The 13290-nt window shown below is 65.2% G+C and carries 14 protein-coding genes; 6 read left to right on the top strand and 8 right to left on the bottom strand.

Annotation, left to right across the window (positions count from 1 at the left end):
- Window positions 1-98: 98 nt before the first annotated feature.
- Window positions 99-854, bottom strand: a complete 756-nt coding sequence (locus AC1VON_RS30005; protein ID WP_483125857.1) for a metallophosphoesterase family protein — start codon at window positions 852-854, stop codon at window positions 99-101.
- A gap of 117 nt (window positions 855-971) precedes the next feature.
- Window positions 972-1328, bottom strand: a complete 357-nt coding sequence (locus AC1VON_RS30000; RefSeq protein ID WP_483125856.1) for an ArsR/SmtB family transcription factor — start codon at window positions 1326-1328, stop codon at window positions 972-974.
- Window positions 1329-1523: 195 nt separating this feature from the next.
- On the opposite strand from AC1VON_RS30000, the gene AC1VON_RS29995 reads away from it, so the two are divergent.
- A complete protein-coding gene (locus AC1VON_RS29995; RefSeq protein ID WP_483125855.1) occupies window positions 1524-2702 on the top strand; it encodes an MFS transporter in 1179 nt (392 codons plus the stop codon).
- 26 nt (window positions 2703-2728) lie between these two features.
- Here the strand turns inward: AC1VON_RS29995 and AC1VON_RS29990 are convergent, their stop codons facing one another.
- Window positions 2729-3184, bottom strand: coding sequence for a MarR family winged helix-turn-helix transcriptional regulator (locus AC1VON_RS29990; RefSeq protein WP_483125854.1), 456 nt, complete (start codon window positions 3182-3184; stop codon window positions 2729-2731).
- Window positions 3185-3399: 215 nt separating this feature from the next.
- Here AC1VON_RS29990 and AC1VON_RS29985 point away from each other — a divergent pair, with 215 nt between their 5' ends.
- Entirely contained in the window at window positions 3400-4194 is a 795-nt protein-coding gene (locus AC1VON_RS29985; RefSeq protein ID WP_483125853.1) for an SDR family NAD(P)-dependent oxidoreductase, read from the top strand.
- A gap of 60 nt (window positions 4195-4254) precedes the next feature.
- Here AC1VON_RS29985 and AC1VON_RS29980 read toward each other — a convergent pair whose 3' ends face one another.
- A complete protein-coding gene (locus AC1VON_RS29980; RefSeq protein WP_483125852.1) occupies window positions 4255-4854 on the bottom strand; it encodes a LysE family translocator in 600 nt (199 codons plus the stop codon).
- A 94-nt stretch (window positions 4855-4948) separates the two neighbouring features.
- Here AC1VON_RS29980 and AC1VON_RS29975 point away from each other — a divergent pair, with 94 nt between their 5' ends.
- Window positions 4949-5818 carry a LysR family transcriptional regulator gene (locus AC1VON_RS29975; protein ID WP_483125851.1) on the top strand — a complete coding sequence of 290 codons (870 nt, stop codon included), beginning with the start codon at window positions 4949-4951 and terminating at the stop codon, window positions 5816-5818.
- Window positions 5819-5888: 70 nt separating this feature from the next.
- Here AC1VON_RS29975 and AC1VON_RS29970 read toward each other — a convergent pair whose 3' ends face one another.
- The 3 genes from AC1VON_RS29970 to AC1VON_RS29960 all read right to left on the bottom strand — a co-directional run bounded on the left by AC1VON_RS29970 (window position 5889) and on the right by AC1VON_RS29960 (window position 8914).
- Entirely contained in the window at window positions 5889-6539 is a 651-nt protein-coding gene (locus AC1VON_RS29970; protein WP_172349054.1) for a dihydrofolate reductase family protein, read from the bottom strand.
- A 117-nt stretch (window positions 6540-6656) separates the two neighbouring features.
- Entirely contained in the window at window positions 6657-7499 is an 843-nt protein-coding gene (locus AC1VON_RS29965; protein WP_483125850.1) for a protein-L-isoaspartate O-methyltransferase family protein, read from the bottom strand.
- 50 nt (window positions 7500-7549) lie between these two features.
- Entirely contained in the window at window positions 7550-8914 is a 1365-nt protein-coding gene (locus tag AC1VON_RS29960; protein WP_483125849.1) for an Nramp family divalent metal transporter, read from the bottom strand.
- Between the two features lie 234 nt (window positions 8915-9148).
- Here AC1VON_RS29960 and mntR point away from each other — a divergent pair, with 234 nt between their 5' ends.
- Window positions 9149-9601, top strand: a complete 453-nt coding sequence (gene mntR, locus AC1VON_RS29955) for a manganese-binding transcriptional regulator MntR (RefSeq protein ID WP_056578997.1) — start codon at window positions 9149-9151, stop codon at window positions 9599-9601.
- A 209-nt stretch (window positions 9602-9810) separates the two neighbouring features.
- Window positions 9811-9999, top strand: a complete 189-nt coding sequence (locus tag AC1VON_RS29950) for a hypothetical protein (RefSeq protein ID WP_056578647.1) — start codon at window positions 9811-9813, stop codon at window positions 9997-9999.
- A 30-nt stretch (window positions 10000-10029) separates the two neighbouring features.
- On the opposite strand, the gene AC1VON_RS29945 is transcribed toward AC1VON_RS29950, so the two are convergent.
- Complete coding sequence (locus AC1VON_RS29945; RefSeq protein ID WP_483125848.1) at window positions 10030-12099, bottom strand: hypothetical protein; 2070 nt, start codon at window positions 12097-12099, stop codon at window positions 10030-10032.
- Window positions 12100-12284: 185 nt separating this feature from the next.
- Here AC1VON_RS29945 and ypfJ point away from each other — a divergent pair, with 185 nt between their 5' ends.
- Window positions 12285-13205, top strand: a complete 921-nt coding sequence (gene ypfJ, locus AC1VON_RS29940) for a KPN_02809 family neutral zinc metallopeptidase (RefSeq protein WP_483125847.1) — start codon at window positions 12285-12287, stop codon at window positions 13203-13205.
- The last annotated feature ends 85 nt before the right edge of the window (window positions 13206-13290 follow it).

Raw genomic sequence — 13290 nt, 5'->3', positions numbered from 1 at the left:
TGCTGGTCCGGCGGGAGGAGCCCCGCCGTTGCTTCCAAAGCCCCAGCGGCGGTGCAGGTTTATGGCTCAGGATCGCGGATTTGACCGTGCAGGGATGCTTACGGCATGAAGCCGGTTCTGAGCGCGTGGGCCCATTCCGGGCGTCCCGCCTGTTCGGCCTGTCGCGCCGCCGCTTCATGGTCATAGTCGACGGCGATGGCCTCGAAACGGTCGGGCCGGCCTTCGCCGCCCAATGTGACGATGCCGTAGCGCGCATGCGGCGAGCCCTGTTCGGAAACATGCGCGGGCGGGGTGGAATCATCATAGGCGGGGCAGCCGATGCTGCCCGGATTGAAGATGACGGGACCGCCGGGGACGCGGATCAGCTCCGGGCGGTGGCTGTGGCCGCAGAGCGCGATGCGGCAGGCGGGGTCGAGTGTCTTCAGCCGCCGCCGGATCGCCGCCAGCGGCGCGCGCACCAGTTGGCCATCGACGATCGCGTCGAGCAGATATTTCTCGTCATGGTCGGGCCGGGCGTGGAAGGCGACAATGCCTGGCGCGATCTCCAGCGTCAGCGGCTGGGCGAAGAGAACCTGGCGCTGCGCCTCGGTCAGCCGCTCCTTTGCGTAGACGTCGGACGCCCACATGGTCTCGTCCGCGGGATCGGCGGCGACGCGGCGGTCGTGGTTGCCGCGCACCGTCGGCAGGTTCAGCGCCTCAAGCCGGGCAAACGTCTCGCGAGGCCAGAGCGGGCCGGAAACGCTGTCGCCGAGATTGACGGCGAGATCAGCGCCGCCACGCCGGCGCAGATCCTCCAGCACGGCGTCCAGCGCCAGGACGTTGCCATGGATATCGGCGAGGACGGCAATGCGCATGGGGAGGCTCCGGTGGTGAGGCAGCGTTTCCTCTCCCTCGCGGATCGGGGAAGAGGTGGCCGCGAAGCGGCCGCAGTCGGCGCTTCCTTGCCTTGGCTGTTAACGCCGCGTCGTGATTCAGGCCGGTACTTCGAGGTCGTGGCCGCCGACCGTCGGGAGTGCCGGGTCGTCCACGGCCGCGGCGATGACGCTGTCGAGCAGGCCGGGGAAGCGGGCGTCGAGGTCGGCGCGGCGCAGCGTGATCATGCGGTTGGTGCCGGCCACTTCGGCGCGGGTGACGCCGGCCTCGCGTAGCTTGGCAAGGTGGTAACTGAGATTGGTCTTGGAGGCGAGGTCGAGGAACTGGCTGCAGTTCAGCGGCACGCCTTCCTTGCTGGCGAGATAGCGCACGATAGCCAGCCGCGTCGGGTCTCCGAGCACGCCAAGCACGATGGGCAGGCTGATCTGGTCCGTATTGGGGTGTGGCAAGGTCATGGCTGGAACCTAAGCACGGTTCGGGCCGATTTCAACGCGTCTGTCCCGCCGTGGCCGTGCACAGTGTTTCTCCGTCCTGGGATCCGTGCTGACACAGGGCTGTCAGGATGGTTCAGCTATTTTCCCCTGGCTTCATTGACATCATGACCTGTTATGTCCAATTGTTCAATAACTTTTGAACTAAGGACACCTGCCATGGACAAGCGGCTCTTCTGGCTCGCGCTCGGATCGTTCACGATCTCGACCGAAGGCTTCGTCATCTCCAGCCTTCTGCCCGACATCGCCAGGGATGCCGGCATTTCCATCCCGCTCGCCGGCTCGCTGATCACCGCCTTCGCGCTCGCCTATGCGGTCGGCACGCCGATCCTGGCGACGCTGACGGGCGAATGGGACCGGCGCCGCGTCATCCTGTGGACGCTGGTGTTCTTCGTCATCGGCAACGTTGTCGCCGCCTTGAGCTCATCCTTCGAAGTGCTGTTGGCAGCACGCATCATCATGGCGCTGTCCTCCGGCCTGTTCGCCGCGACCGCGCAGGGCACGGCGGTGGCGCTGGTCGATGACCATCACCGGGCGCGTGCCATCGCCGTCGTCGTCGGCGGCACCACCGTCGCCGTCGCCGTCGGCGCGCCGCTTGGCGCGCTGGTCGCGGCGGTCGCCGGCTGGCGCGGCACCTTCTATGCCATTGCCGGGCTTGGCGCGCTTGCCGGCGCCATCCTGTGGTACCGGCTGCCGCGCGGCATCGTCGGCACCAGGCTGCCGCTCAGGCGCCGGCTGGCGGCGGCCATGCGGCCCGGCGTGATGCCGATCCTGGTGACGACATTGCTGGCGCTGACCGGCGCCTTCACCGTCTTTGCCTATGTCGCGCCGCTTGCCATCGAAGGCGCCGGCCTCAGCCAGATCGCGCTGCCCGGCATGCTGCTCGCCTTCGGCGTCGGCGCCGTCATCGGCAACATCGCCGGCGGCCAGGCGGCCGACCGCTTCGGCGCCACGCGCACCGTAGGCTGGTCGCTGGCGCTGAGCGCGGCCATGCTGGTGATGCTGTCGGTCGTGCCGACCTTCCTGCCGCAGCATATTGCCGGCCCGGCGCTCATGGCGATGATGGTGCCGTGGGGCATCGTCGGCTGGGCTTTCCCGCCGGCGCAGGCCAGCCGCATCATCAAGCTGGCGCCCGACGCGGCCCCGATCGTGCTGTCGCTCAACGGTTCGGCGCTCTATCTCGGCGTGGCGCTGGGCGCGGTGGTCGGCGGTGGCGTGCTGCGCTACGGCGCGCCGGCCGACCTCGGCCTGGTCGCCGCCGCCTTCCCGTTGATCGGGCTCGGCATCGTGCTGGCCGGCCGATGGGCGGCACGGCCGGTCGCGATGCCGGCTGAGTAGAACCTGTCTTGAACCCGCCGGCCAGCTCAGCTGGCTGGCGGAAAATCAAAATCCAGCGCGGAAATATCATCCAACGCCGCGCGCAACTTCGCTGCCTTCTCCTTGCCGACCATGTCTTCGAAGCGCTGTTGGGCCACCCGCCACAGCTTCATCGCCTCATCGAGCTTGACCAACCCTTGAGGCGTCAGCCGCACCCGCTTGATGCGGCGGTCGGCCGGATCGGCGAAGGTCTCGACATAGCCGTCGCGGATCAGCGGCTTCAGCGTGTGGCCGAGCGCCGACAGATCCATGATCAGGGCAGACGCAATGGCGCCCATCGCCGGTTCGTTGGAGATGTGGATCTGATAGAGCAGGCCCTGCTGCGTGGCTTTCAGGCCCGAGGGCGCCAGTACGTCATCGTAGTACTGGCCAATCTTGCGCGTCGCGCGACGCAGCATGGCGTTGTTGCAGAGCGACAGTCCGGGCAGGGCCTCTTTCGACATGACGGTTCCCTCGGCGGCGCAGACATGATGTCCGGCTGCCGCCTGACAAATAATCCCGGATGCGCTCATTGACAAGATAGTGGCATATGCCTATTTTGCCGATAGTGGCATATACCACTAAATCAATCAGACGGCTTGCCGGCAAGGTGAGGGCTGACGTCCACGGTGCCGGCGACAAGGTCGAAGCGAACAGTTCGAGATAGAAGGACAGGACAATGAGTGGACAGGTAAACAAGGGCACGGCGGTCGTCACCGGCGCCTCATCGGGCATCGGCGCGGTCTATGCGGACCGGCTGGCTGGGCAGGGTTACGACCTGGTTCTGGTGGCGCGGCGCGCCGACCGGCTCGAGGAACTGGCTGAGAAACTGCGCTACGCCTACGATCGCAAGGTCAGCTTCATCACAGCCGATCTGTCCGATGACGAGGACGTGCGCCGTGTAGAGCGGCTGATATCGGCCGACGACAGCGTGACGCTGCTCGTCAACAATGCCGGCCTTGGCGGCCAGCAGGTGGTGGCGACGGCCGACGCCGACGCGGCCGAACGCATGATCAAGGTCAATGTCATCGCCTTGACCCGTTTGACCCGTGCCGTGCTGCCGGGTCTTCTGGCTCGCAACCGCGGCGCCATCGTCAATATCGCCTCGGTGCTTGCCTATGAGACCTCGTTCGGCGGCATCTACAGCGGCACCAAGGCCTATGTCGTCAACTTCACCGAGGCCCTGCACCGCGAGGTCGCGGGCACCAATGTGAAGGTGCAGGTGGTGCTGCCGGGCGCGACCCGGACCGATTTCTGGGAACTTGCCGGCAGCGATATCGACCAGCTCCCGAAGGAAATCGTCATGTCCGCCGACGATATGGTCGATGCGGCGCTTGTCGGCTTGGCCAGGGGCGAAGCCGTCACCGTGCCCGCTCTTGCCGATGCCGGCAAGCTGGACACTTTCCTTGGTGCCCGGCAAGCCTTCTATGGCAGCCTGCACGCCGGCAAGCCGGCCGCCCGCTACGCGGCTTGAGGCAGCAAGGCTTGGGTTCCTCGCTCCCATTCTATGGGGGCGTGGAACTGGGCCATCGCCTCACGCCGATCGCCACATCGGGATGATCGACGCCGCCAGCACCAGCGCCAGCACGATGTTGAGCGCGCGCCATTGCCACTCGGTCTTGAGCAGCCGTGCCAGCACCATGCCGGCGAGGCACCAGACGGACAGCGAGATGGCGGCGGTGAGGCCGAAGGTCGAGCCGAGCAGCAGGGCAAGCTGTCCCGGGCCGTCGGCCAAGGCGGCGAACGAGGCCGCCGCACCCAGCCCCATCGCCCAGCCCTTGGGATTCATCCACTGGATGCCGGCGCCGCCCAGGAAGCTGTTCGGCCTGGCCATGCTCACGTCGAGATTGGGCGGCCCGGCGCGACCGATCTTGACCGCCAGCCAAAGAAGATAGAGCGAGCCGGCGATCTTCATCGCCAGTTGCAGCGAAGGGACCGCAAGCAGCAGGCCGGCGAGCCCAGCGGCGGCTGCGCCTGTCACGGTGGCGAGGCCGGCGGCACTGCCGATCATCAGCGGAACGGACCGGCGAAAACCGAACTGCGCCCCCGAGGCAGTCGACAAGGTTGTGGCGATACCAGGCGTGGCCGTGGCCACGAAGGCAAACAGGATGAGCGGCAGGATGGGCTGGAGCATGGGGCGTCCTTCTCGGAGGCCCCATGGTAGGCTTGGGCCGGCATCAGTAAATGCAATGTTTGTGATATCAGGCATTAGCATCTATAATGCCGATATGATCCGCAATCTCGATACGGCGCTGATACGCACTTTCGTCACCGTCGCCGACAAGGCCAGCATGACGGCGGCCGCCAATGTGCTGCACCTGACGCAGGGCGCCGTCAGCCAGCAGGTGAAGCGGCTGGAGGAGACGCTCGGCTGCAGCCTGTTTGAGCGCGACCGGCGCGGCCTGCGCCTGACGCGGTCGGGCGAGCGGCTGTTCGACAAGGCCAGGCGCCTGCTCAGCCTCAACGACGAGATCTGGGCGGAGATGGCGGGCTCCGCGGTCGCCGGGCAGGTGCGGCTCGGCGTGCCCTACGATCTGGTCGGAACCTTGCTCGCGCCGGTGCTGAAGGCCTATGCCGAGACCTATCCGCAGGTCGAGATCTCGCTGGTCTGCGCCTCGTCGCCGGAACTGGCGTCAGCGCTCGCGGCCGGAACCATCGACCTTGCGGTGATCGAGGAGCGGGTCGGCCCGACATCAGGCGAATGCCTGGCCATCGACCGCTTGGTCTGGGTCGGCGCCAGAGGCGGCACTGCGCGCGCCAAGCGGCCGCTGCCGGTGTCGATCGTCGCCGACACCTGCGCCTTCCGGCCGGTGGTGCTGGCGGCGCTCAACGAGCATGGGCTGGAATGGCGCACCGTGTTCGAGAACGGCAATATCGACGCGACGACGGCGACCGTGCGCTCCGACCTTGCCGTCACCACGTGGCTCGCTTCGACCGTGCCGGCCGATCTCGACATCCTGCCGTTCGAGACCGGCCTGCCGCCGCTGCCGAATTTTTCGATCAACCTGCATTTGCCAAGGCACGGCGTCGGGCCGGCGGCGCAGGAATTCGCGCGGCATATACGCGATGGACTGGCGCGACGGCCTGTCGCGGCTTGAGACCAAGCAGCACTAGGTTTCCTCGCCCCCGTCGATCGGGGAAGAGGAAAGGTGCCAACGCCGGGTCCCGCTATTTCCAGTTCCTGCGCCGCTCGAGCTCGGCGTCGGACGGCTCCCCGGTGACAAAGGAGCCGACCTCGATTTCGCCTGATCGTTCGTAGGTCGCGATGATGACGCCGGTGCTGGAGGTCTGCGACTTGGCAAGCCTGAAGGCGGCCGGCATGGCGTCATCGCCGAACAGCCGTTTGCCCTTGCCCAGCAGCAGCGGGAAGATCATCAGCCGGATTTCGTCGATCAGCCCGTTGGCGAGCAAGGTCTGGATCAGGTTGCCCGATCCCTGGATGAGGAGGTCAGGTCCATCCTCCTGCTTGAGGCGGCGCAGTGTCGCGACGATGTCGGGCCCAAGCGATTGCGTGTTCTGCCAAATGAGGGTGTCAGGCCGATGCGTCGCCACATATTTGGTCGCCGGGTTGAATGCATCCGCAATCGGATCTTTCTGATACGGCCAGTACGCGGCGAAGATGTCATAGGTCCTGCGGCCGAGCAGCAGGGCGAAGGGTTTGGAGAAGAGTTCTTCCATTGCCGCGCCTCCCACCTCGTCGAAGTAATGGAAGGTCCAGCCGCCGAACTTGAAGCCGCCGACGGGATCCTCCTCCGGCCCGCCCGGCGCCTGCATGACGCCGTCCAGGCTGACGAAGGTGGCGGCGATGATCTTTCTCATTGGTCTCTCCCTTGTTCCATCCACGCCGTCACGGCCGGAGCATGGCCCAAGGACGGACCGCCCGCGGCCATCCCGACAGGGGTCGCGAAATTTTGGACAAGCCGGCCCATCGATCCGTCAGTTGCCGGGTTTGGCGCGGAGATCTTTCGATGAGAACCAGACGTCGCCGAAGATGGCCGTGGCCGTGCGGTCCGGCGCCTTGTCGCTCGTCAGCCATATCGAGCGGCTGCGCGTGGCTTGCTCGCGGGTCGGGATCTTCGCCGCAAGATCCGCAACCGAGGCACCGAAGCATGGGATGAACCAGGAGCGCATGAAGGGATCGCAGGCGAAGCCCTTTTGGGTGCGGGTCACCATCACCGCCAGCGGGACGCGCTCGGCCGGGCGCCAGGGGAAGATCATGCGGCCGCCGGGGCGCAATGCCTTCAGCCATCCGGCTGGAGGGGCGACGACCCCGGCGTTGACATAGATGATGTCGGATGGCGGCAAGGGCATGGTCACGGCATCGCCATGGACGACAGTCGCATTGCCATAGGCTTCGAGATTCTTGCGCGCCAGATCGGCCAGTCTGCCGTCGAGTTCGAAGGCGGTGACGGTGCCGCCAGGTGACACCAGCCTCGCCAGTACGGCTGAGTAATAGCCGGTGCCGGCGCCGATATGCGTGACGGTCTCGCCGGGTTTTGGCGCCAGTTTTCCGATCCACGCGGCGTGCAGGAAGGGCTCGCCATTGTTGATGCCCTTGTCGGCATCGAGCGCCACCAGCACGTTCTGGTAGATGTGGGCGGGGTCGGCGCTCGGCGTGGTGACCTTGCCGTTGCCGGCGACGATCGTCCACGGCCCAGGGCCTAGAAAGGCTTCGCGCGGTACAGTGGTGAACACTTCCTCCAGGCGTGGATCCGATGAGGCGGCATTGGCCGCCATCAGCCGCGCGTAGAATCTCCTGATATCTTCTATCGTGCTCATGGCGCCAAGATAGCGCGATTTGGCGGTTTGTCTCGCGATCCGGGGGAACCTTAGCCGACCCCGAACATCGTGTCGTAGAGCAGCTTGAAATTGAGCACCAGGATGATCGCGGCGACCACCCAGGCAAGGGCCGCCACGGCGCGCGGGATGGCAAGGCTGCCCATCTTCTTGCGGTCGGAGACGAACTGTACCAGCGGAATGACCGCGAAGGGCAATTGCATGGACAGGATGACCTGGCTGAACACCAGCAACTGGCCAGTGCCCTTTTCGCCGTAGAGCGCGGTGACGACCACCACCGGGATGATGGCGAGGCCACGCGTCAGAAGCCGCCGGGCCCAGTTGGGGATGCGCAGGCGCAGGAACCCTTCCATGACGATCTGGCCGGCAAGCGTCGCCGTAACCGTCGAGTTGAGGCCGGAGGCAAGCAGTGCCACGGCGAACAGGATCGAGGCGATGCCCAGGCCCAGGAGCGGCGACAGCAACTCGAAGGCCTCGCCGATCTCCGCGACATCCTGGTGGCCGGTATTGTGGAAGGCGACAGCCGACACGATCAGGATGGCGGCGTTGACGAACAGCGCCAGCATCAGGGCGATGGTGGAGTCCATCGTCGCCCATTTGACGGCGTCGCGCTTGCCTTTTTCCGTGCGCTCATAGGCGCGGGTCTGCACGATCGAGGAATGCAGGTAGAGATTGTGCGGCATGACGGTGGCGCCGATGATGCCGATCGCGATGTAAAGCATCGCCGGGTTGGTGACGATTTCCGAGGACGGCACGAACATAGAATGCAAGATCGTGCCGGCAGGTGGGGCGGCGACGAAGATCTGGATGGCAAAGCAGCTGAAGATGATGATCAAAAGCGCGATGACGAAGGCTTCGAGATAGCGGAACCCCTTGTTCATCAGGAGCAGTACCAGGAAGGTGTCGAGAGCGGTGAGCATGGCGCCGCCGATCAGCGGAATGCCGAACAGCAGCTGCAATGCGATCGCCGTGCCGATGACTTCGGCGAGGTCACAGGCGATGATGGCGAGTTCGCAGGCGATCCACAGCACGAAATTGACCGGGCGCGGATAATAGGCGCGGCAGGCCTGGGCGAGATCGCGGCCGGTGGCGATGCCAAGGCGTGCGGCCAGCGCCTGCAGCAGTATCGCCATCAGGTTGGACAGCATGATGACGAACAAAAGCGTGTAGCCGAACTGGGCACCGCCGGCGAGGTCGGTCGCCCAGTTGCCGGGATCCATATAGCCGACCGACACCATGTAGCCGGGGCCCATGAAGGCGAACAGACGGCGGAACCAGACGCCGGAATTCGGCACCGCGACGGAGGAATTGACCTCGCGCAGGCTGGGCTGATCGTCCTCGTCCCGTCCGGCGAACCGCCATTCGGACCGGGTGGCTGTAACTTCTGTTTCTGACATGGAAAGGCTTTCCGCGACGTCCGGAGGATATCCGTAACCTATGTCATGGCTCAACATTATGCAATAGGCTATATTTCATTGTCGGTGCTTTTTGCCGGACGCTCCGAAGTGCGTGTGCAAGCGCCAATCGGAAACACCGGTTGCGCCTGTGGGGGAATGCAAATAAACGGCCTGAAGAATCAGAGCCCGTGCTATAAAAGCCGCGACGGCCAAACTCCCGAGGAGGAGCGCGCATTGGCGCTGAAGAACAGACCGGTTCCGCGCGAGCCCTTGCCCGACGCCGATGTCCATTCGGAAGGGTTCAGGCAGACGCGCGAAGCGCGCCGCAGCGCGCTGGTCGAGGACTATGTCGAGCTGATCGCCGACCTGATCGAGGACGGCAACGAGGCGCGCCAGGTCGACATCGCCGCACGGCTCGGCGTCGCCCAGCCCACGGTGGCCAAGATGTTGACGCGACTGTGCGCCGACGGGCTCGTTTCGAGAAAACCCTATCGCGGCGTGTTCCTGACCGATGCCGGCCGCAAGGTGGCGGAAGAAAGCCGCATCCGCCACCAGACGGTGGAAGCCTTCTTGCGTTCGCTGGGCGTCAGCGCCGAAACGGCGCGCATCGATGCCGAGGGCATCGAGCACCATGTCAGCGCCGAGACGCTGGAAGCATTTCGCAAGGCCATGACCGCGCCGCGTTAGAGCAATTCCAGGAAAAGTGTGTAACGGTTTTCCCGGGACAAGCGCGTAGCGCTTGCCCTTGGGAATTGCGTAAAAACAAATAGCTGGAGCGGTTCTGCGATTCCGTGAAACGCTGAACCGCTCCAGGCCGCTTAGCCGTTCTCGGACGGCCGCCGGAACCACCGCACCTTACGCACGTTGCTCCTGATGTCGCACCAAGGGAGGAAGCAATGGGCGTTGAACAAGCACCGACCGCCAAGGGCAAGCAAGCCGCCAAAGGGTTGAAACAGGCGGCCGCGAAGGACGAGCGCAAGACCGAGGCCGAAACCGGCCGTCCGCTGAAAAAGGGCGCCGCGCGTTTCGAGGAGCGCTCGAAAAGCTCCGACGGCAAGAGTGCCGGCGCCAAGCAGAAGGGCTGAGGCCGGGCCGGCGTCAAGGCGCCGGCATGTTCACTCCCGCACATCCTGCACCCAGCTTCTGGGGTGGCCGTCGACGCGGAACTGGAAGATGAAATAGGGCGGGATGCAGGTGCCTTCGCCGGGCTTGGCCTGTGGCAGGTCGTCGTAGCCGGCGGTGCAGATATAGTCCTCGCGGCAGGGATGCGCCTTGTCGCAGGCGCGCAGGCCGGCGGTCTTGGTGAATTCCCTGGTGCAGAATTTGTGGTCCTTGCCGGATGCGACGCAGTCGTTGAAGCCGGTCTTGGCGAGACGACCGCATGTCGCCTCGTCGGGAAGCCTGTCGCAGGTCGCCTTGCGCAGCATGCCGCCGGGAAAGCCGCCGGTCTTCTGTTCGGGGTTGTCGTAGCGCTGGCGCGCGGCGCCGTAGCCGGCGAGCTTGACCAATGGTTTCTTGTCACGCGCGGGGTCGATGGCGCATGCCTTGGCGGTGGCCGGCGACAGGCGGCAATACTGGTCGTTGCCCCATGTCGACATTCTTATCTGGCCGAACTCGACGGGATCGCCGACCGCGGTGCCCTTCTCGCTGACGCAAGTACCGAAGCCCGGATGGATGGCGCTTTCATGGACGCCGGCGCAGCGCAGGCCGGCACCACAGGTCCAGTCCTTGAAGCTAGCGTCCTCGCCGCGATAGCAGATCGAGCCCCAGCCATTGTACAGGTCGGTGCCCTCCAGCGCTTCGGCATATTTCTGATCCGGACGAGCAGCGAAGCCTCTGGTGAAATCCGGATGGCCGCCGGCGGCGAATTGCTCGACGATGGCGCGGCGGCGCGGCAGGTCGGCGAAGAACACCGCCGAGCCTGGCACGAAGACGGCGTTGCGCCGCGGTTCACTGGCGGGGTCGGCGCCGGTGTAGTGGAAGCCGGCAATGCCATGCGTCTGGTGGCAGCCGGTGCAACTCATCTCGTTCAGCCGCAGATTGAAACCGGCCACCGACTTTATGCTGGCGAGCGTGTTGCCCCGGGCGACATAGTCCCGCAGCGCCTTGTCGATATCAGCGTCGTCAACCAGCCCATAGGCGATGTTGTTCTGCGAGCGGCTCAACCCTCCGGGCGCGACGGATACGGCGCTCTTGCTCAGGAACTTCTCGTCGATGACGAGCCGGCCATGGTCGAGGTCGTAGATGTTGCGGTCGGTGAGCAGCCATTTGGCGAAGGACTTGACGTCGGCCAGCACTGTCGCGCGGTCGATCTGGTTCTCCATCTTCGCTTCGTGGAAGCTCGAGGTCGCCGGGTCCCATTTGAAGATTTTCAGGAGATATTCGGCATGGCCACCGAAATCGCGCCGCGTCGAGGCCGATAGCCGCAGCACCTGCATGTTGAGTTCGAGCCGCATGATCTGCGAGGAATTCAGCATCGCGCCGGACAACGGCCCTTCATCGGAACGCAGCCAGGCCGCCAACTGCTCGGGCGGCAGGTCCTTCTGGCCGGCGACAAGCCAGCGCTGTGCGATTTCGGCGCAGGATACGTCGGCGGCACGTGGCAAATCCCTCGAGGCACGGGCCTGCGCTCGCGTCGGCTTGGCATTGAACACCAGGCTCATGGTCAGCGGCAGGCGCGACGAGATGCGCTGCGCGACCTTTCCCCTGGCCGGCTTTTCGGCGACCGAATAGTGGAAGCGGTAGATCAGCCTGATCTCGCCGCATTCGGTGTGGCCGAGATAGCCGCGATCCATGCGGTTGACGACGCCGGTCAGGTCGAGCGTCGAGCCGTCATCGTCGATATATCTGGGGTTGAACTTCTGGCTGGTGTCGCCCGATCTGGCCATGGCCGCGACATAGGGGTCGGGGCTGGTCTTCGGTTCGTCCGATATCTCCTGCCTGACCGTGTCGCGCACCGTGGCCAGCGCCGGCACTGAAAACAGGCCGTGATTGTCGACGTCGCGGGTGAGACCGAGCGCGGGTCCGAGCAGCCGGCTGATCGACAGGCCGCCTCGCTCAAGTGCCTGCAAGGTGGCCGGGTCGGTGACGGCAACGCTGGAATCCAGCGTCACCGCGCCGGCGCCTTGCAGGCCAAGGCAGAACAGCGCTGCCAGCAGCGACAGGAATTGACCGACCCTCTGCAAGCCTCGCACGCCCCCGGTTTGCTGGCGATGCTACAGGCCTTGCGGGCTCTCGGCCAGAGCACCATGCCAGGCACCCCGGCGGCCTCGAAAAATGCTGTGACTTGGTGCAACCATTGGGCTAATTGTTTGTTGGGTTGAGCCGGCCTGCCGGAGCAACGGGGAAGTTTGCAGCGCGAGGAGTTGCCATGCTCTGGAGAGGCCGTCGTCAGAGTGACAATATCGAGGACGACCGCAGCGACAGCGGCGGTGGTGGGATCGGCGGCGGCGGCCAGTTCCGTCTCCCCATTGGCGGTCGCACCGGTGGCGGCGGCAGCATCTTCCTGGTCATCCTGGTGGTGCTGGCCGGATGGTATTTCGGCTTCGATCCTTCGGCGATCCTGGGCGGAGGCGATGGTGGCCTGCTGCCGGGCGGTGGCGGCCAGATCACTGACAACAGCGGTGGCCAGGACAGCGGCACGGCACCCGCCAATGACGAGATGAAGCAGTTCGTCGCGACCGTGCTGGCCGAGACCGAGGACACCTGGACCGGCATCTTCAAGTCGCAAGGGTTGACCTATGAGGACCCCAAGCTGGTACTGTTTTCCGGCCAGGTGCGTTCGGCGTGCGGCTTTGCCTCGGCGGCCGCGGGGCCGTTCGATTGTCCCGGCGACCACAAGGTCTATCTCGACATGACCTTCTTCCAGCAACTCGATCAGCAGTTCGGCGCTTCCGGCGAGTTCGCCCGGGCCTATGTGGTCGCCCATGAGGTCGGCCACCACGTGCAGAACCTGACCGGCATCATGTCCAAGTTCAATCAAATGCGGCAAGGCATGAGCGAAGCCGACGCCAACCAGTTGTCGGTGCGCATCGAACTGCAGGCCGATTGCTTCGCCGGCGTGTGGGCTCACTACACGGCGCAGAAGGGCATATTGGAGCAGGGCGACATCGAAAGCGCGCTGAACGCCGCCAAGCAGATCGGCGACGACACGCTGCAGAAGAAGATGCAGGGCTATGTCGTGCCGGAAAGCTTCAACCACGGCACCTCGCAGCAGCGCCAGACCTGGCTGGCGCGCGGCTACAAGAGCGGCAAGCTGTCGGACTGCAACACGCTGAGCGGCCCGATCTGAGCACTCGCGTCATGGCAATACACTGACGGCGAAGACGCCGTCAGTGAGTGTCAGGATCAACTATTCCCTCCTGTTCTTGCATTGT

It is taken from the genome of Mesorhizobium sp. HAY1-8B (assembly GCF_056868045.1).
Note: the sequence above shows the minus strand (reverse complement) of the source record. Positions and strands in the feature narration are given on the sequence as shown.